General features: G+C 71.5%; 12 protein-coding genes. 7 read left to right on the forward strand and 5 right to left on the reverse strand.

Annotated elements, in window-relative coordinates:
* Positions 1–236 precede the first annotated feature (236 nt).
* The gene (locus tag Aph01nite_RS20480) at positions 237–3890 is read left to right on the forward strand and encodes a PDDEXK-like endonuclease domain-containing protein (protein WP_204042539.1); all 3654 of its coding nucleotides are present in this window, start codon (positions 237–239) and stop codon (positions 3888–3890) included.
* A gap of 224 nt (positions 3891–4114) precedes the next feature.
* Here Aph01nite_RS20480 and Aph01nite_RS20485 read toward each other — a convergent pair whose 3' ends face one another.
* Together Aph01nite_RS20485 and Aph01nite_RS20490 are read right to left on the reverse strand one after the other, a co-directional pair.
* Positions 4115–4606 (reverse strand): quercetin 2,3-dioxygenase, encoded by a 492-nt coding sequence (locus Aph01nite_RS20485; protein ID WP_204042540.1) that lies wholly within the window; start codon positions 4604–4606, stop codon positions 4115–4117.
* Positions 4607–4692: 86 nt separating this feature from the next.
* Positions 4693–7623 carry an ATP-binding protein gene (locus tag Aph01nite_RS20490; RefSeq protein ID WP_204042541.1) on the reverse strand — a complete coding sequence of 977 codons (2931 nt, stop codon included), beginning with the start codon at positions 7621–7623 and terminating at the stop codon, positions 4693–4695.
* A gap of 184 nt (positions 7624–7807) precedes the next feature.
* On the opposite strand from Aph01nite_RS20490, the gene Aph01nite_RS20495 reads away from it, so the two are divergent.
* The 4 genes from Aph01nite_RS20495 to Aph01nite_RS20510 all read left to right on the forward strand — a co-directional run bounded on the left by Aph01nite_RS20495 (position 7808) and on the right by Aph01nite_RS20510 (position 12177).
* Positions 7808–8290 (forward strand): hypothetical protein, encoded by a 483-nt coding sequence (locus tag Aph01nite_RS20495; RefSeq protein ID WP_204042542.1) that lies wholly within the window; start codon positions 7808–7810, stop codon positions 8288–8290.
* A 305-nt stretch (positions 8291–8595) separates the two neighbouring features.
* Positions 8596–9891 (forward strand): RICIN domain-containing protein, encoded by a 1296-nt coding sequence (locus Aph01nite_RS20500; protein ID WP_204042543.1) that lies wholly within the window; start codon positions 8596–8598, stop codon positions 9889–9891.
* A gap of 177 nt (positions 9892–10068) precedes the next feature.
* Positions 10069–11016: an RNA polymerase subunit sigma-70 gene (locus Aph01nite_RS20505; RefSeq protein ID WP_275419265.1), complete on the forward strand. Its 948-nt coding sequence runs from the start codon at positions 10069–10071 to the stop codon at positions 11014–11016.
* 63 nt (positions 11017–11079) lie between these two features.
* The gene (locus Aph01nite_RS20510) at positions 11080–12177 is read left to right on the forward strand and encodes a serine hydrolase domain-containing protein (RefSeq protein ID WP_204042544.1); all 1098 of its coding nucleotides are present in this window, start codon (positions 11080–11082) and stop codon (positions 12175–12177) included.
* A 57-nt stretch (positions 12178–12234) separates the two neighbouring features.
* Here the strand turns inward: Aph01nite_RS20510 and Aph01nite_RS20515 are convergent, their stop codons facing one another.
* From Aph01nite_RS20515 to Aph01nite_RS20525, 3 genes are all read right to left on the reverse strand, one after another.
* The gene (locus tag Aph01nite_RS20515; protein ID WP_204042545.1) at positions 12235–14193 is read right to left on the reverse strand and encodes an RICIN domain-containing protein; all 1959 of its coding nucleotides are present in this window, start codon (positions 14191–14193) and stop codon (positions 12235–12237) included.
* 118 nt (positions 14194–14311) lie between these two features.
* The gene (locus tag Aph01nite_RS20520) at positions 14312–17251 is read right to left on the reverse strand and encodes a helix-turn-helix transcriptional regulator (RefSeq protein WP_204042546.1); all 2940 of its coding nucleotides are present in this window, start codon (positions 17249–17251) and stop codon (positions 14312–14314) included.
* 45 nt (positions 17252–17296) lie between these two features.
* The gene (locus Aph01nite_RS20525) at positions 17297–17866 is read right to left on the reverse strand and encodes a hypothetical protein (RefSeq protein WP_204042547.1); all 570 of its coding nucleotides are present in this window, start codon (positions 17864–17866) and stop codon (positions 17297–17299) included.
* Between the two features lie 125 nt (positions 17867–17991).
* On the opposite strand from Aph01nite_RS20525, the gene Aph01nite_RS20530 reads away from it, so the two are divergent.
* The gene (locus Aph01nite_RS20530; protein WP_204042548.1) at positions 17992–19143 is read left to right on the forward strand and encodes a sensor histidine kinase; all 1152 of its coding nucleotides are present in this window, start codon (positions 17992–17994) and stop codon (positions 19141–19143) included.
* Positions 19143–19796, forward strand: coding sequence for a response regulator (locus Aph01nite_RS20535; protein WP_204042549.1), 654 nt, complete (start codon positions 19143–19145; stop codon positions 19794–19796). Before Aph01nite_RS20530 ends, Aph01nite_RS20535 begins: the two co-directional genes overlap by 1 nt.
* Positions 19797–19800: the final 4 nt, after the last annotated feature.

The following is a 19800-nucleotide window of genomic DNA, read 5'->3' on the forward strand; positions in this document are numbered from 1 at the left end:
GCGTCCCGAAAGCTTCCCGAAGGCGTCCTTAAAACCTTCCCCGAAGGCGTCCTGAAAGCTCACCGAGGCATCCAAACATCCACCAGGCCCGCCCCGCCGCCGCCGCGCATCGACGAAGCAACGGCCCTTCCCGCCCCGATCGGGTCCGAAATATCGCCGCATACGCAGCCACCCCCGAACCGCCACTCCTAGCCCACATCCGGTGTTATCCCGATATTTCCGGGCAGTGGATCCCAGTGGCCGAACCCACCGACAGCCGTCGCGGGGAGCTGATCGAGTCCGCCCAAGCCCGCTGGATCGCCGCCCTCACCGACCTGGGCGGCCGCAACACGCTGCTCTACTACAAAGACCGCAGAGCAGGCACACTCGACCTGTCCCACGCCGACCCCACCGCCTTGGACCGCTTCCTCCGCACCGGATCAATCCGCTTAACGCGCCTCTTCACCGACGCCGACCAAAGATCCGACGCGATCCGCCGCATCCAAGCCATCCACCGCAAAGCCCGCGAGCTGCTCGAAGAACGCGGCATCCGCGCCGGCTACCTCGCCACCGGCATGGCCCGCTGGGACGAACTGTTCCTCGAACCCGCCGCCCCCGTACTGCTCCGCGGCCTCACCATCACCCCCACCCGCGCCCGCCACGACGACTTCGAACTCGTCCTGGACGACGAAGAGGAACTCAACCCCGTCCTCGTCCACAAACTCGCCACCGTGTACGGCGCCGCCATCACCACCCCCGCCGACCTCACCCGCGCCGCGGAACTCGCCGAGGTCCCCGGCTTCGAGATCCTCCCCAGACAGGTCATCGGCACCTTCACGTACGCGAAGCTCCCCATGGTCAGGGACATGCAGGCCGCCGGCGAACTGCTCGCCGACAGCGACATCGTGGCCGCGATCGCCGGCGACCCGGAGGCGCAGGAACTCCTGCTGACCAGCGACATCAGCGAGCCCCCCGACGACACGCCCGAGTCGGACTACTCGGTCCTGGACGCGGACTCCTCCCAGCGCAGCGCCATCGACGCCGTACTCGCCGGACGCAGTCTGGTCATCCACGGCCCGCCCGGCACGGGCAAGAGCCAGACGATCGCCAACCTCATCGCCGGTCTGGTGGCCCGAGGCCGGAAGATCCTGTTCGTGGCCGAGAAGCGCGCCGCCATCGACGCCGTCCTGTCCCGCCTGAAGGGCGCCGGGCTCGGCGACATGGTGATCGACATCCACGAGGGCACGAGGGACAGGCAGCGCATCGCCAAGGACCTGGGCACCACCCTCGATCTGGCCGCCCAGGTCGCCGGAACCGCCGACGAGGCCCCGCACCGCCGCCTGGCAGAACGCCAGAAACGCCTCAACCAGCACGTCACCGCGCTGCACGAGGTACACGAACCGTGGGGCGTGACGCCCTTCGAGGTGCAGTCCGCGCTGCTCGGCATCCCCGCCGAGGCCCGCACCCCCGTACGGCTGGCGCTCTCCGACCGCATGGACCGCGAATCCGCCGACCGCATCTGCGACGACCTGCGCGAGTTCGCCCACCTCGGCGGATTCACCCTCCGCCCGGCCTCCACCCCCTGGTACGGCGCCGCCCTGCGTACCCCCAACGACGCCCGCCTGGCCATGGACCTGGTCTCCGAGCTGACCACGGTCACCCGGCCGATGCTGGCCGACCGCCTCCACCGCGCCTGCGACGAACTCGGCCTGACCCCGCCCACCTCCTACTCCTCCCAACTGGCCCTACTTGAGTTGCTGGCCGGGATCGCCCGCACCTTTGAGCTGTTCGACCCGAACGTGTATGGCGCGAACCCCGCCGAACTGGCCGCGGCGACCGGCGAGGGAGCCAGTCTGCGGGACCGGTTCCGGCTGAGCCGTCAAGCGAAGGCGCTGTGGATCGGCCCGCCGAAGGTTTCCCGCGAGGAGTTGCACACGGCGCTCAGCTCCGCCGCCGCTCAGCTGGCCGCGTGGGAGTATCTCCGTACCGGACCGGGATCGCCCAGGCTTCCGGCCGGTTTCGCGGAATTGCTGGCTTTCGGCGAGCAGAGCGAGCGGGCGCTGGCCTCGCTCCGCAGGTATGTCCGGATTCCTTCCGACGATGAGCCGGTCCTGGCCAGGCTCGCCGCCGACCGGGACACCCCGTGGAAGCTGCCGCGCCTCTACGAGCTCGGCGTGGGTTTCGACGCGCTCGGCCTCGGCCCGCTCCTCGACGGCCTGGCCCGCAGGGAAGCCGGTCCCGGCCTCGCCGCCCAGGTCTTCGACCACGCCTGGTACGCCACGGTCCTGGACCACATCCGCGTCCGCGACCCCCGCTACGCGGCCTACGACGGCGCCGCTCTCGACGAGATCGCCAGCGAGTTCCAGATCGACGACGTACGCCACCTGGCCGCCAACCGCACGCGAGTCCGCCGCGCCTGGGCCGGACGCGTACGGGAAGCCGAGGACCGGCACCCGCTGCAAGCCCGGGTGATCCGCAAGCAGGCCGCGGTCCGCCGTGGCCATCTGCCGCTGCGCCGCCTTCTCGACCAGGCCGGGGATGTCCTGTTCGCGCTGAAACCCTGCTGGGCGATGTCACCCCTGATGGTCAGCCAGGTGCTGCCGCTCGCCCGCGTCTTCGACGTGGTCATCTTCGACGAGGCCAGCCAGGTCGTGCCCGCCGACGCCATCCCGTCGATCATGCGCGGGCACCAGATCGTCGTGGCCGGGGACGACCGGCAGCTGCCGCCGACCAACTTCTTCCGCCAGGTCGGCGACGAGGAGGCCGAGGAGGACATGGACGACCTGGTGTCGTTCGGCGCCGGTTTCGAATCGGTCCTCGACGCCCTCCGCCCGCTGCTGCCGACCTGCCCGCTGACCTGGCATTACCGCAGCCGCGACGAACGGCTGGTGGCGTTCTCCAACACCCGCATCTACGGCGGCGCGCTGACCACGTTCCCCGGCGTCTCGCGCGACGACTGCCTGACGCATGTCGTGGTCGCGCAGGCTCCGGGCAAGGGCCAGGAGACGTCGGTGACCGCCGAGGTCGACAAGGTCGTGGAGCTGATCCTGGAGCACGCGGCGACCCGGCCCGACGAGTCCCTCGGCGTGATCGCCCTCGGCCTCCGGCACGCCGAACGCATCGACGCGGAACTCCGCTCCCGCCTCACCCACCGCCCCGACGTGGAGGGCTTCTTCGCCGAGGACCAGGCCGATCCGTTCTTCGTGAAGAACCTCGAACGCGTCCAGGGCGACGAACGCGACGCCATCATCCTGTCCATCGGGTACGGCAAGCACCCCGACGGCCGGATGCGCTACCAGTGGGGCCCGCTGCTCCGCGACGGCGGCGAACGCCGGCTCAACGTGGCCGCCACCCGGGCCAAACGGCGGCTCACCCTGGTCAGCTCGTTCTCCAGCCACGACGTCGACCCGGATCGGCTGACCAAGGCGGGCGCCCGCCTGCTCGCCGACTACCTCTCGTACGCGGGTTCCGGCGGCACCGCCGCGAACGCCTCGGGCCGCGACGACCTCGACCCCTTCCAGGCCGACGTACGCGACCAGCTGGCCGCGCTCGGCATCAGCGTCGTCCCCCAGTACGGCGTGGGCGGCTACCGGGTCGACTTCGCGGCCACCCACCCCGACGACCCCGCCCGGATGATCCTCGCCATCGAGACCGACGGCACCTCGTACCGCGCCTCCCGCAGCGTCCGCGACCGCGACCGCCTCCGCAAGGAGCACCTGGAACGCCTCGGCTGGAGCTTCCACCGCGTCTGGTCCACCAACTGGTTCACCAACCCCCAAGCCGAACTGGCCAAACTCCGCACCGCCTACACCCAGGCCCTGGCCCGCACCCCCAAACCCCCCGAACCCCCACCACCTCCGTCCAACGACTTGGTCCCCCGCCCGCCCGGCCCCCTCGATCGAGAGCGCTGACCAGGAGGAAACCGGGCGACTACGTCCACTGACGAGACCGACTCGGGTGCGGGCGGGTGCGCTGATCCTGCCCATCGCCCCGCTGGGAGAGGAATCGGCCTGGCATCGCCGTGTGGGCCGAACAAACGCCCTCCGTCTTCTCCCCTGATCGAGCGCTGACGATAGACCCCGAAGCAGCGCGGGTAGGGGCCTGCCAGGCTCGCAATCACTTCTACGCCCCCGCGCTAGCGGGGCGGTCCCACGATCTGGGTGCCATACCGGGCCAGGTGGGCGGCGAGGGCCTCCACGTTGGGGGGTTCGGTCGGGCGTGGGGGGATGGTCAAGGTTTCGGCGGGGTGGCCGGATTCGAGGAAGAAGTTTTCGAAGCCGGCCGGGGTGGCCATGCCGAGGAAGCGGGCGGTGGGGGATTCGACCTTGAAGGTGTGGGCGACGTTGCGGGGGCCGTACACGACGGAGCCGGGGCCGACGGTGGCGACGTCGTCGCCGACGTAGAAGCTGACCTCGCCGTCGAGCACGTACCAGAGTTCGTCCTCGTGGGCGTGGACGTGCATGGGCGGTCCCGCGCCCATGGCGGCCGTCGCCTCCGCCAGCCAGAACGCGCCGCCGGTGTCCTCGCCCACGGCCTTGAAGTGCATGAGTACGCCCATGTGCCAGATGGCCTTGCCCTCCTTGGGCGACAGGATGAACGGCTGCGTGATGATCGATGGGGTCTGCACGATGGTCTCCTCGTGTCGTGTTCCGGTCACTGTCCACCGTGCCGGGCGCGACGTACGGAAAACATCGGGGTCGCCCACGTACGTAGCTACGTATCCAGTGGCCGGTCGGCGAGGCGCAGGCGGGCGGCGAGGCCGGCCAGGGCGAGGCGGTCGTCCAGGCCGGTCTTGCTCATCAGGCGTTCCACGTGTTTCTCGATGGTCCGCGGGGACAGGACCAGGCGATCCGCGATCTCCTTGTTGGAGAGGCGCAGGCCGAGCAGCGCGAGCACGTCGGTCTCTCTGCCGGTGACGCCTCGGGCGCGCAGTTCGGCGGGGACCTGGCCGCGGGCGAGGCGGGGCACCGGCTGCCCGGCGGAGCGCAGCAGCGCCTGGCAGGCGGAGGTGATCGCGTGGTGCGGGGTGCCGGCGAAGTAGGTCGCGGCCTGCCGCAGCCACATCGCGGGTTCTCCCCAGCCGTCGCGCAGGGCGGCCTCCGCCACCAGTCGCCAGGCGAGATTCCGCAGGCCGTCGTGCCCTTCCCAGGAGGCCATGATCGTATCGGCGGCGTCGAAGGCCGACTCGGCTCCGGCGGTGTCGCCGGCATGCCCGAGCAGGACCGCGTCGGCGTACCCGAGCGGCCCGGCGTTCATGGGCAGCGTGGTCACGCCGGATTCCCGCACCTCTCGCGCGTACGCCTCCCGCGGATCCTCCAGCACCTTCACCAGGGCCCACAGACCGCGGAAGATCCCCGGAGGCCCGCCGGGCGTGCGCCGGATGAAGGCCATGGCCGTGTCCAGCGCCCGGACCGCGGCGTCACGGTCCTCCTGGAGCAGTGCGAGCAGAGCCCGGCCGTGCCCCCAGGCCAGCGCCCCCACCGCGGCGTCGCCGGGAGCGATCGACTCGGCCTGCCTCAGCGTCTCCTCCATCTCGGCGCGGTGCCCGGTGAGCGCGTGGCACGCCGCCTTCTGGATGAGCGCGATGGGCAGGGCGTGCCCCAGCCGGAACCGGCGCGCGCCGTCCGCGGCCCTCGTGGCGGCCTCCAGACCCAACGCCGGCTCGAACCGGACATGATGCGCTCCGGCCAGTTGCAGATCGAGAATGGCGGCCGTGGCCAGCGCCCCCGCGCCCACCGCCTGCTCGTACGCCTGCCGCAGCCGGTCCACCCTCCCCGTCGACAACGTCTCCACGGTGCCCAGCTCGTGCAAAGCCTGGATCGACCAGTACGGCAACGCGTGACGTCGCGCCAGCTCGTACGCCTCGGTGAAGGACCGCCCGGCGGCGGCCAGGTCGCCGAGCCGCTCCCGCCGTCCGAGAATGATCAGCGCCTCGCAGGCGACCTCGGGAGCCGCGGCCGTCCGAGCCGAGTGGGCCAGGGCCGTGGCGTCGTCCAGCCGCTCCTCACCCATCGCGACCTGGGCGGCGACCACGTCGATCCGCGCGGCGAGCGCCGTCCCCGGGCCTTCCGCCAGTTCGCGGGCGTGGCCCAGATGTCGTCCCGCGTCGGACCACCGGGTCGCGCCGATCGCGGTTCTGGCCAGGCACAGGTGCACCCTCAGCCGCGCCTCCGCCGACTCGGGCAGCCGGGCGAGCTCCGCCAGCACGGCGTCCCCGGCCGCGAAGGCGCGATCGGTCATGCCCGCCAGGGAGAGGACTTCGGTCAGGGCTTCGCCGACCGCCGTACGGAGGGGAAGGTCGCCGGAGTCGGCGGCGAGGCGGCGGGCGCGTTCCAGCACCTGTTCGGTGGTCGAGAGCGCGCCGCGCGCGAGCGCCCGCCGTCCCGACTGGAGCAGCAGGGACGCCGCGTGTCCCGACCGGCCCGCGCGTTCGCTAAGCGACGCGGCCAGGTCGCACCACTGTCCGGGCAGGTCAGGATGGTGGGCCTCGACCGCGCGCAGGGCCGCGGCCGAGAGGCGCAGGCGTTCGTGCGGGAGCAGCGTCGACCAGACCGCGTCCCGCGTCAGCGCGTGGTGGAAGCCGAAGGACGGTCCGTCCTCGTCCTCGTTGACCCGCAGCAGGCCCACCTCGACGGCGCGGCGTAACTCGGCGAGCGCCGCCGGCGCGGGGAGGCCGCTCGCTTCGGCGGCGATGCGCCAGTCGAAGGCCGTGCCGAGCGCGGCGCCCGCCTGGAGCAGCGACCCGGCCGGATCGCCGAGCAGGGTGACGCGCCTGCGCACGGTGTCGGCGAAATCGCGCGGGATGACCCGGGCGGCCTCGTCCGCCAGCCCCCAGGCTCCGCCTTCCCGCCGCAGCACCCCGCTGTCGCGCGCGGTCGCCAGCAGGTCCTCGACCAGCAGCGGCAGCCCTTCGGCTCGCGCCAGCACCAGCGGTTCGAGCGCCTCGGGCAGCGCTGTGCCTGGCGAGGTCTCCTCGATCCCGAGGCACAGCCGCGCCATGCGCCGTACGGCCGACGGTGGCAGCGCCGCCACCTCCACCTCACCCGCGGAACGCCGGGCCGTGAGCCGTCTGGCCAGCGCGTACGCCTCGGAGTCCGGGTCCGGGCGCATGGTCGCCACGCACAGGACACGTTCGGAGCGAAGGTTGTCCGCCAGGTACTCCAGCACCTCCAGGGTCTCCGGGTCGCTCCAATGCAGGTCTTCGAATACGAGCAGCGCGCCGCGTTCCCCGGCGACGGCCGCGAGCAGCCGCAGCACCCCCTCGGCCAGGACGACCAGCGAAACCTCCGGTGCCGGCCCTTCATCAGCCCAATCCGGCACCAACCGCCCGAGGGCCGATCGGAACGGACGCAGATGGGCGAGATCGTCAGGATTCGTAGTGCGGAGCGCCGCCATCAGCACCTCGGCGACGGGCCGGAACGCTCCCCGTCGCGCCGCCTGCGTGGCCCGTCCCGTCAAGGTCGCCATCCCGGCCGCCTTGGCCTCCGCCGCCAACTCGGCCACCAGGCGCGACTTCCCGACCCCGGCGACACCCGTCAGGATCCGGGTCCCGGCCGTACCCGCCCTGGCGTCGGCCAGCGCGGCGCTCAGGTCGGCCATCTCACGGTCCCGGCCGACCAGAACAGGGCAGAAGCGTACGGCCATGGATGGAGTATCTCTTTCCAGTCCCGATCTCGACGAGCCCTGTCCCCAAGCGCGCGATCAGTTCCACGCGTGTCGCCCGGCGGAACGGCCTGGAACGCCTTCCCTGTGAGTCGGCCGCGACCGGCCGCGTCTCAATTTTGCCCTGGATCGCTCCATAGCGATCAGAACCCGAGAAGGACAGACCATGAAGAGCATTCTCAACCGGCTGGCCGCCGTCCTGGTGGCCGGCGTCGGCGTCGTCGGCCTGGTCACGACGCCCGCCCAGGCGGCGACCGTGATCACCGCCCACCTGGAGATCGGCTTCAACACCGGCGTGCCCGCCGCCCGGACCATCAACCTGAGCGTGCACGTGCCCATGAACGAGTACGACGCGAACGGCTACCTCATCCACGGCGGCAGGATCCAGGTCCGCTTCTACGGCAGCGACCCCGGCACCGACCCGATGATCTACGGCCCGATCACCTGGTACAGGGGCGACTACGGCCTGACGGCGGGCCCGGACGGCATCCGCCTGGACTACGGCTGGGAGGTCCCCCAGGGCTCGTTCCTGAACGAGGACAGCGGCTGGGGCAACAACGGCGACGAGGTCTACATCGAGGCGAAGTTCATCGACGGCGACGGCGGGACCATCAGCGCCGACTCCAACACCGAGGAAGGCCTCTACTAAGCCGCCCGCCTCAGGCCGGTGGTCCGGCGCTCCCCCTCCGCAGCCGGACCACTCCACGCCTCCGTCGTCGGCCTCCTGGCCTCTGACATCATCCCCGCACGCTTCTGACCCCGCCATTGACAGGCGGGCCCGGGTGATCGTAACCTCAGCGCAGTCTTATTGTTAGGAAACTTTCTTAAGAAAGGCCCTGGGCTACTGCCGTGTCGGCGCGATGGCGGTCGCCCCTCGACGCGTACGCCATGGCAAGCCCGGCACCGGCGGCCATCTCCACTCTCAGCACGACCCCCACCGCTGAAGGATCACCCGTGCCCAGAAAAATCGTGAAACGCTTCCTCGCCACGCTCTTCGCCGTCACGGTCGCGACGTCCGCCAACCTCGCGGTCACCCCCGCCACCAGCGCCGCCGCCCCGTTCAAGGTGCTCGCCTTCTACAACGGCACCTGGGACGCCGCCCACATCGACTTCGTCAAGGACGCCCAGGCATGGTTCCCCACGGCCGCCGCCCAGAACGGCTTCACCTGGGAGTCGACCACGGACTGGAGCCGCCTCAGCTCCTCGGGGCTGTCGCAGTACAAGGTCATCATGTTCCTGGACGACGCGCCGCCCGCTGGCCAGCGCGCCGCGTTCCAGACGTACATGCAGAACGGCGGGGCGTGGATGGGATTCCACGTCAGCGCCTTCACCACGAATCCGGGCTCGTGGAGCTGGTACTACAACACGCTGCTGGGCTCGGGGGCGTTCGCGACGAACACGTGGGCGCCGACCGCCGAGACCCTGAAGATCGAGGACCGCGGCCATCCGTCCACGGCGGGGTTGCCCGCGACCATCCAGTCGTCGGTCAGCGAGTGGTACTCGTGGAGCCGTGACCTGCGGCAGAACCCCGACATCCGCATCCTCGCGTCGATCGACCAGTCCAGCTTCCCGGTCGGCAGCGACCCGAACCAGCAGTGGCGCAGCGGCTTCTACCCGATCATGTGGACCAACACGAAGTACAAGATGCTGTACGCGAACTTCGGCCACAACGGGATGAACTACTCCACGAACACGCGTACGTCGTCGACCTTCGCGAGCGCTCAGCAGAACCAGTGGCTGATCAACGGCCTGCTCTGGCTGGCGGGAGAGAGCACCACCACTCCCCCGACCACTCCCCCGACCACTGAGCCGATCTCCCCGACCACGTGGTACTCGGTCGTCAACAAGAACAGCGGCAAGTGTGTGGACGCCCGCGCGGCCGGCACCGCCAACGGGACCGCGATCCAGCAGTACACGTGCAACGCGACCAACGCCCAGCAGTACCAGTTCGCGCCCACGAGCGGCGGTTACACGCGGGTCAACAACCGGGGCAACAGCGCCCAGGTCCTCGACGTGACCAACGTCTCGACCGCCGACAACGCCCCCATCCAGACCTGGACGTACGGCGGCGGCAACAACCAGCAGTGGCAGCCGGTGTCCGAAGGCGGCGGCTACTACCACTTCGTGAACCGCAACAGCGGCAAGTGCCTGGACGTCCCGGCCGCGTCGACCGCCGACTCGGTACAACTCGTCCAGTACACGTGCAACGGCACCGCCGCCCAGTCCTTCCGCCTGGCCGCCCAGAGCTGACCCGACCGAACACCGTGGCTGGGCGCCGCCCGAGAGACATCGGGCGGCGTCCAGCCCATTTAACGTCAATCGCTAGGATTTTCTCGTCATGAGGGATATCAGAGTCGGTGAGGCCATCCATGGGCTCCTCTCTCCGGGTGGTAGTTCCCTCGCCCTTCGGTCAGGGATGCGATAGCGCTGGACGGTTTCGGCGAGAAGATCGAGGAGCACCGGCGAGAGCTGCACGTGCACTGCTATCGCATGCTCGGATCGTTCGACGAGGCCGAGGACCTGGTTCAGGAGACGTTCCTGCGGGCCTGGAGGCGGCAGGACACCTTGAAGAACGACGGCGGCCTGCGTGCCTGGTTGTACAGGATCGCGACCAATGCCTGTCTCGATCACCTGAGGGCGCATCCCCGTCAGCCGCAGCCGCGACCTGCGCCCGCCCTGGCCGATGCCGGGCTCGCCGCGCCGACGTCGACCACGGTTTCGTGGCTTCAGCCGTACCCTGACGTGCTTCTGGACACGGCCGACGAGGTGATCGAGCGGGAGACCATCGAGCTGGCCTTCCTGATCGCGATCCAGCATCTGCCGCCTCGGCAGCGGGCGGTGCTGATCCTGCGGGACGTGCTCGGGTGGTCGGCGCAGGAGACGGCCGAGTCGCTGGAGCTGACCGTCGCGGCGGTGAAGAGCGCTCTGCAGCGCGCGAGGCCGACGGTCAAGGAGCACCTGCCCGCCCAGCGGCTGGACTGGGCGTCCGCCGAGCCGACCGCGGCGGAGCGCGGCACGCTCCAGCGATACATCGACGCCGTCGAGAAGGCCGACCCGGCCGCCCTCGCGAAGCTGTTGCGGGCGGACGTGTGGCAGGCCATGCCGCCGCAGCCCGTCTGGCTGCTGGGACGCGAGGCGTTCCTGGCCACGTGGACTCCCGCCATGGTCGGCGAAGCGGCGTGGGGGGAGCTGCGGCTGCTCGCCACCGCGGCCAACCGGCAGCCCGCGGCCGCCGCGTACCTTCGCAGAGCGGGCGAAGCCGACTTCCAGCCGTCCTGGCTGGCGATCCTGCGGACCGAGGACGGGCTGGTCACCCAGATCACCACGTACGGCGGCGAGGCGTTCCGCCGGTTCGGTCTTCCCGCGTCCCTCTGAGGAGCCGATTCCTTTTTCGCGCGGCCGTCGTCTTACGGGCGGCATTTCGAGAGAGGAAACCTCATGACTGATCTTCAGAAGGACGTGCAGGCCGCCATCGACGAGCTGGTCGAGTCGGGCGTCGAGCGCGGAGTGCAGGTCGCCGTCTACCGGCACGGCGAGTTGCTGGTGGACGCGGTGGCGGGCTTCGCCGACCCCGCGACGGGCCGCCCGTTCACCTCCGGCACCCCGGTGTACGGAACCTCCACCGGCAAGGGCGTCACCGCCACGGTCGTCCACGTGCTCGCCGAACGCGGAACCCTCGACTACGAGACCGTGATCGCCGACCTGTGGCCCGAGTTCGCCGCCCACGGCAAGGACAAGGCGACCGTACGCCACGCGCTCACGCACGCGACCGGAGTGCCGGGGGTTCCCGTCGGCACCACGCCCGAGGACCTGTGCGACTGGGACAAGATGTGCGCCGCGATCGCCACCGCCACGCCGTGGTGGGAACCCGGTACGCGCTTCGGCTACCACCCGCAGACCTACGGATACATCCTCGGCGAGGTCGTACGCCGGGCGACCGGCAAGCGGATCTCGCAGGTGCTCCGCGAGGAGGTGGCGGAGCCGCTCGGCCTGGCCGGCGAGCTGTTCTTCGGCGTGCCCGAGTCCGAGCTCGGCCGGCTGGCCAGGATCGAGGACGCCGGGCCGCCGATGGAGCTGCCCGCGGAGGTGCTGGCGAACATCCCGTTCTTCAAGGTCGTGGACGGGTACACGGCCGCGCCCATGGCGGCCATGCCGGACGCCGCCTTCAGCAACCGTACGGATGTGCTGACTTCCGACATCCCGGCTGGGGCCACGATGACCGCCCGCGCGGTGGCCCGCATGTACGACGCGCTGCTCGGCGGTGAACTCGTCTCCGCCGAACGTGTGCGGGAGCTGTCCTCTCCGGCGGTGACCGGCCTGGACGAGGTCACCGGAGGACCCGCCACCTGGGCGCTGGGCTATTCGATCGGCCTGACCGCGGCGCCGAGCAGGCCGACCGTGTTCGGGATGGCGGGCAGCGGAGGCAGCGCGGGCTTCGCGGACACGGCCACCGGGATCTGCGTGGGCGTGGCCAAGAACCGCGCCTCGATGGGCGATTTCAGCACCGTCGAGAGAATCGCCGGGATCGTGCTCTGACGCCGGCGGACGACTGGGCCAGGGCGGACTTCCACCGCCCTGGCCCAGTAGCCATGGTCAGGCCAGCAGGTAGCCCATCCGGCCCTCCGACCGCTGTCCCTCGCAGTTGGGGTCGGTCGAGTCGAAGTGGTCGCCGCTGCCGTGCACGGTGCACCGATGGAGCGGGATCGTCTGCGTGTTCGGCGGTGCCGCGACGTAGAGGAAGCCGAACCGGCCCAGCACCCGCTGTCCCTCGCAGTTCGCGTCGGTGGAGGTGAAGTGGTCACTGCCCAGCAGGCAGGAGTACAGGCCGGTCATGCCGGTGAGCTGGCCCGCGCTGAGCCGTCCGAGCAGCCCTTCCTTGTGGTACCCCTGCGGCGGCTCGATCCCGGTCCGATGGTCGCCCGAGGTGTTGTTGTACCGGAACAGATCCGCGTACGCCTCGCTCAGCGAGAACGTCTGATGTGATTCGAACGTGCACGGAGCCACGGTGTACGGGGTTCCCCAGTCGCGGCTCGCGTTCAGGACGCTCAGGCAGTTCCGCGCGCCGGGTGTGACGATGATCCAGTTACCGTTCCGGTCCGGCTTGAACTGCCAGCGCTGGCGCGCGTCGTCCGCGCACGGCTCCATCGTCAGGTTCGCGCCGACGCTGGTGCCGGTGACGCAGCGGCCGTCGGCCGAGGACACGAAGCCGGCGCCACTGCGCTGCGGGGTCCGCACCGCCCGCCAGAGCTGATGCGGCGGCATGTGGGTGTTCCAGCCGACATAGCTGGACTGCCGGACGGCGCCGGCGGCGTTCTCCGCGTTGCTGCTGTTGACATGGGCGGCCACCAGGCGGAACTGCCGCTCGGTGCTGGGCCACGCCTTGTTCAGGTACGACAGGGCGCGGTAGTAGCTGTTGGCCAGCGACCGGTAGCCGGCCGCGTTCGGGTGCGCGATCCCCCAGGCGTCGCCCTGCCTGTTCCAGCTGTCGTCGAAGTTGTTGAGGTACTTGCTGGAGGGGACCTGGCAGAAGCTGTGCCCGGTCCAGTCCTCCGCTTCCACGACGTGCCAGCGCGGATGCGGACGCCCCTGCACCTGGTTGGCCCGGGCCACCGCGGCACGGATCTCCTGGTTGAGACCGGCGACCACCTGCTGGCTGATCCACCTGACCTCCGTACTGCTGAGCCAGTCGAGCGGGAAACCACCCTGGTTGTGGCAGTACGTCCCAGAACTCGGCCGAGTCATGTCCGGATATGTCGTCCAATAGACGTCCCGTACCTGGGCTTGCAGGCGGCGGTTGGCTCCGGTCGCGTCGCCCTGGATGGCGGTGATCAGGTCGTTCAGCCTTCCGGGCAGGCCGGCGTGCCACTGCTGCCACAGATTCGCGATCATCTGACTGGTGCAGTTCAGGTGATAGGCGCAGGCCGCGACGATGGGGGCGAATCCCACGTCGTTGCCGCCGCCGCCGATGGTGAGCGCGTCGACCACCATGTCCCCGACCTGGGCGTTGGCCTGGTCGATCTGCGCTTCCTTGTCCGGGCCCTGCTGCGGGGTCAGGATGCCGCCGTCGCCGCCGAAGTCCTCGCCCGCCCAGATGTCGCCGGGCTCGACGTCACCGTCACCGTCGAGGTCGAAGCCCGGACTCCGCACCACGGCGGCCCCGCTGCACGTGTAGTTGTAGTGGGTGAACTCGTCGCGGTACGGGCTTTCCGTGCGCAGGCGTTCGAGCGCCACGGCGATCCCGGACAGTTTGGACCGGTGGCACGGCTTGTCCAGCCACTCCTTCCCCATGTTCGCGTCGGGGGCGCCCTCGCCCGACGCGTACGAGTCGCCGAAGGACATCACCCGGGTGATCCGGCCGCCGGGAGTCCAGGAGGGCGGCCGGTTGTCCTCCGGGTCGGTCGGGTCTTCGCACCACACGTCGAGGTCGCATCGGTCCGCGTAGGCCGCCTGGGTGCTCCCGAGGGCCGCGGTCATCGCGACGGACATCACCATCGTGGCGAGTAAGGCTGTGATCTTGGTTCTGATTCCGGGCATACGCGTCTCGCCGGCCATGGGCCAACTCCTCAGGGATTCGCTGATCGTCAGGTGCGGATCCACGGTGACGCGCGCGCCCTACGGGCCACATCGGTGATCACTACTTATGTCGCCACGTACTTCTCAGATCTACGTATTACGCAGGCGGCGGGGTTTCGGTGAGGCGCAGCCGGACGGCGAGCCCGGCCAGGGCCAGGCGGTTGTCCAGGCCGGTCTTGGCGAGCAGGTGCTCCACGTGCTTCTCGACCGTACGCGGGGAGAGCACGAGCCGGTCGGCGATCTCCTTGTTGGACAGCCGCAGGCCGACGAGGGCGAGCACGTCCCGCTCCCGCTCGGTGACGCCCCGCGCGCGGAGATCGGCGGGGACATCGCCGACGGCGAGCCGGGGCGCGGACAGCCCGGCCGACCGCAGCAGCGACTGGCAGGCCACGACGACCGCGTGATGCGGCGTGCCGGAGAAGAACGCCGCGGCCTCGCGTAACCAGACCGCCGGATCGCCCCAGCCGTCGCGCAGCGCGGCCTCCGCCACCAGCCGCCGGGCCAGCTGGCGCAGCCCGTCCCCGCCTTCCCAGGAGGCGAGCGCACTGTCGGCGGTGGCGTAGACCCGCTCCGCCGCCGCCCGATCGCCGCCCCGGCCGAGCGCGGCCGCGTCGGCGAAACCCAGTATGCCCACGTTGATCGGAACCGCGACCGCACCCGATTCCCGCACCTCCGCGCGGGCCTGCTCCGCCTGTTCCGGATCGTCGTCCAGCGTGCGCACCAGCGCCCACAGGCCCCGGAAGATGCCCGGCGGTCCCGTGGGCACCCTGCGGATGCGCACCATCGCCTCCTCCAGCGCGTCCAGCGCGGCGGCGCGCTCCTCCCTGAGCAGGTGGAAGAGGGACCGGCCATGCCCCAGTCCCATCGCCACCGCGGCTCCGTCGTCCCCGGCCAGCGCCTCCGCCTCGGCCAGCGCCGCCGCCATCTCGGTGGATCGCCCTTCCAGCGCGTAGCAGCCGGCCGCGTACACCGTCGCCATCGCCTGCGCTCCCCGCAGCCGGAACCGCCTGGCTCCTTCGATGGCCCGCGTCGCGGCGGCCAAGCCCAGCTCCGGCTCGAACCTGACCTGGTGCGCACCGGCCAGCTGGACCTCGAGGATGGCCGCCGTGGCCAGCGCGCCCGACGCCACCGCCAGATCACGCGCCTGCCGGAACCGGTCCAGGCTGCCCGTCGTCAGCGTCTCCACCGTGCCCAGCTCGTGCAGCGCCTGAATCGACCAGTACGGCAACGCCCGCCCTTCGGCCAGCCCGTACGCCTCGGCGAAGGAGCGTGCGGCGGCGGCCATGTCGTGCAGCCGCTCCCGCCGGCCCAGGATGATCAACGCCTCGCAGGCCACCTCGGGCGCGCCCGCGGCATGCGCCAGGGCGGTCCGGCCCAGTGCCGTGGCGTCGTCGAGCCGGCCCTCCTCCAGGGCCAGCCGGGCCGCCATCACGTCGATCCGCGCGGCGAACGCGGTGCCGGGCCCGGAGCGCCCGAGCGTACGGGCGAGATCCAGCTGGTCGCCGGCCTCCTCCCAGCGCATGGCCCCGATCGCGGTCCTGGCCAGGCAGAGGCGGACCGCGATCCGGCGCGCCGTGCTGTCCGGCATCTCGTCCAGCCGCGCCAGCACCCCCTCACCCACCCGGAAGGCCTGATCCGTCTTGCCCGCCAGGGCGAGCACCTCCGTCAGCGCCTCCCCGGTCAGCGTGCCCGTGGCGTGGTCACCGCACCCGTCGGCGAGCACGCCCGCGCGTTCCAGGACCTGCTCGGCGGTGGACAGCGCGCCTCGGGCCAGTGCCCGTCTGCCGGAGCGCAGCAGCAGGGACGCCGCCTGCTGCGGCCGCCCGGCCCGTTCGCTCAGCGACGCGGCCAGCTCACACCACTCCCCCGGCAGATCCGGATACCGGGCCAGAACGGCGTCGTACGCCCCGGCCGAGATCCGCGCCCGGTCGGAGGCGAGCAGGGTGGACCAGACCGCGTCCCTGGTCAGCGAGTGGTGGAAGCGGAACGACGGGCCGTCCTCGCCCTCGTCCACCCAGAGCAGGTGCACGCCGGCGGCGCGGCGCAGTTCGGCCACCGCCGTCGCGGCCGGCTGACCCGCCACCTCGGCGGCGATCCGCCAGTCGAAACCCGCCCCGAGCGCGGCGGCCGCTTCGAGCAGTCCGCGAGCCGGGTCGCCGAGCAGTTCCAGCCGCCGCCGCACGGTGTCGGCGAAGTCGCTGGGGATCACGCGTGACGCCCGCTCCGCGAGCCGCCAGACGCCGCCCTCCCGCAGCAGGACCCCGCTCTCGCTGCTGGTCGACAGCAGGTCCTCGACCAGCAGCGGCAGCCCTTCGGCGCGGGCCAGGACGAGCGGCTCCAGGGCGGGCGGCAGGTCGTCGGACTCCCCCACGCCCAGGCACAGGCGCGCCATCCGGCGCACGTCGGACGCGGGCAGCGGCGAGAGCCGTACCTGGGTGGCGGAACCTCGGGCCGCCAGGCGTCTGGCCAGGCCGTACGCCTCCGAGCCGGGGTCCGGGCGCAGGGTGGCCACGCACAGGACCCGCTCGGAGCGGAGGTTGTCGGCCAGGTACTCCAGCACGCCCAGGGTCTCCGGGTCGGCCCAGTGCACGTCCTCGAAGACGACCAGCGCGCCGCGCTCCCGCGCCACCGCCGCCAGCAACCGTGTCACCCCCTCGGCCAGCACCACCAGTGAAACGTCCGGCGGCGAGGTCCCCTCCGCCCATTCCGGGACCAGCCACCCGATCGCCGGCCGGTACGGGCGCAGCCCGTCGAGTTCCGCCGACCCCACGCTCCTGAGCGCCGACATCAGCGCCTCGGTGATCGGCCGGAACGCCTCCCGCCTGCCCGTCTGGACGGCCCTGCCCCGCAGCGTGGCCATCCCGTCCGCCGCCGCGTCCGCCAGCAGCGACGCCACCAGCCGCGACTTGCCCACCCCGGCCACGCCGGAGATCAGGTGAGTTCCGGCCGTGCCCGTACGGGCCGCCCGCAGCGCGGCTTGGAGATCCTCCCGTTCGCGGTCCCGGCCGACGAGGACCGGGCAGAGGCCTACCGCCATGCCAGGAGTATCGCGCCGGACCCGCACCCAGCGGAATCACCATGGTCAAATTGACGCCGTACGCGTGACCGCCACCGGCCGCAGGGACATGGCCAGCCACGCGAGTGTCACTCCGACGAGCACGTGCAGGACGCTGGTCAGCGGGCTGTCCGGTAATCGGGCGGCGAGGGCGAACACCGGCAGTGCGATGCCGTACGCCCAGACCGGGACGCGGGGATAGACGCGGGCGCGGACCATGGCGACGGTGAAGAGCACCGTGCCGACCATGAACACCAGGGCGCTGCCGAGCAGGGCCAGGCGCGTGGGGGCGGCGAGGTCGGCGGCCACGGTCTCGCCGAGATGGTAGACGACCAGGTTCAGGGCATACGCGGCGCCGCCGAACAGGCCGAGCCCGATGAGGTTGACGGCGTACGCGACCGAGCCGAGGCGGCCGGCGGCGGGCAGCTGGCCCAGGTGCAGCGCGGTGAGCAGCGGCACCGCGAGCGCCGGTGAGAGACCGAGGACGAAACTGGTGACCGCGGTCTCGCCCGTGAACGCCTCGACCGCTCCCGGGAGGGCGATGAACAGGCCGCAGAGCAGGCCGCAGACGGCGCCGAAACGAATCAGGAAAGTCATGGTGGCGACCGTAGGAGCGGGGTGGCGGCACGCAGAAGTGCCGAACAGCGGAACCTGGACATGACAAGTGGCATGTGCCATTCGGCATCTCGATCGGGGACCGCCGCCTGCCTTAGCCTGCGGGAGTGCCCTCTCTGCGCCCGGTGCCGTGGCTGTCGCCCCTGCTGTACGGCGTCGTGCTGGTCGCGGGCGGCTACGCGGGCGTCGCCGGCCTGGGCAGCACCCGGCCGGTCCCGTTCGTCGGCGGCCTGGCCGTGCTGGCCGTGCTCGACCAGGTCGAGCGCCGTCGTCACCCGGTCAGGACGCCTCCCGGCTGGGCGGTCGCGCTGCTGGCCGCCAGGCTCGCGCTGTTCGTGCTGGTGGCCTCGGCGGACGGGTCGGGGATGTCCCGGGTGCTGTTCCTGCTGCTGCCGTTCACCGCGTACTTCGCGTTCGGGCGGGCCGCCGCCGTCGCGATCGGGGTGGTCTGCGTCGGTCTCGTGGTGGCCACCTTCCAGCTGACCGTCCCGGACTGGTTTCACCAGGTCGAGCAGGTCTCCGACCTGCTGATGTTCACGGTCGGACTGGTGCTGACCCTCGCCATGGCGGCGGTCGCGGCCCAGGAGCAGCAGGGCAGGATCCGGCTGGAGGAGTCCCACGCCCGGCTGCGCGAGTACGCGGCGCAGGTGTCGGAGCTGTCCGCCGCCGCCGAGCGGAACCGGCTGGCCCGCGACATCCACGACGGGCTGGGTCATCATCTGACGGCGGTCGCCGTACTGCTGGAGAAGGCCGTGACGTTCGGCGATCGGGATCCCGAGGTCGCCAGGCGGGCCCTCGCCGACGCGCAGCGGTCGGCGAAGCGGGCGCTGGAGGACGTCCGCCAGTCGGTACGCACCCTGCGCGCGGAGACCGGGCGTTTCCGGCTGTCGTCGGCGCTCGCCGACCTCGCCCGGGAGATCGGCGACGGGCGGCCGAGCGTCACCCTCGACTGCACCGGCGACGAGACCGGGCACGACCCGTCCGCGCTCGTGGCGATCTACCGGGCCGCCCAGGAGGCGATCACCAACGCCCGCAGGCATGCCCAGGCCACCGCCGTGACCGTGCACGTGCACTGCGACCAGGCGCGGGCCCGGCTGGTCGTGGCCGACGACGGGCGGGGCTTCGCGCCCGACCAGGAGGGGTTCGGCCTGCTCGGGATGCGGGAGCGGGTCGGGCTGGCCGGCGGCTCCGTCGAACTGGACACCGGGCCGGGGGCCGGCACCAGGCTCACCGTCACCATTCCGCGCCGGGCGGCCTGATGACCGCAGACCAGGTCCGGGTCCTCGTCGTGGACGACCAGCGGCTCATCAGGGAGAGCATCGCGTCCCTCCTCGACATCCAGCCGGGCGTCACCGTGGTCGGCACGGCCGCCGACGGCCGCGCCGCCGTCGATCTGGTGCTCGCGCTCTCCCCCGACGTCGTGCTCATGGACGTGCGGATGCCCGCGATGGACGGCATCGAGGCGGTCGCCGTCCTGCGCGAGCGGGCCCCGGCGTGCCGGGTGGTCATGCTGACCACGTTCGACGACGAGGAGTACGTGGTGGCGGCGCTGCGCGCGGGCGCCAGCGGATACCTGCTCAAGGACCGGCCGGCCCGGGAACTGGCCGACGCCGTCCGGCTGGCCCACGCGGGTGTCGTGCAGTTCGACCCGGCCGCGGCGGCCCGCCTCGCCTCGGCGCTCACCCGCACCGCCGCCGCACCGCCCGCCGACCCGGACGGACAGGTGCTCACCGGCCGGGAGCTCGAGGTGCTGCGGCTCGTCGCCGCCGGCTCCACGAACCGCGAGATCGCCAGGCGGCTGCACCTGAGCGAAGGCACGGTGAAGAACCACATCTCGCGGATTCTCGGCCGCCTGGGGTTACGTGACCGCACCCAGGCGGCGATCTACGCCCACGACCACGGCCTGCTCTGAGGCC

Origin of the sequence: Acrocarpospora phusangensis (genome assembly GCF_016862995.1) — a bacterium.
Lineage (GTDB): Bacteria > Actinomycetota > Actinomycetes > Streptosporangiales > Streptosporangiaceae > Acrocarpospora > Acrocarpospora phusangensis.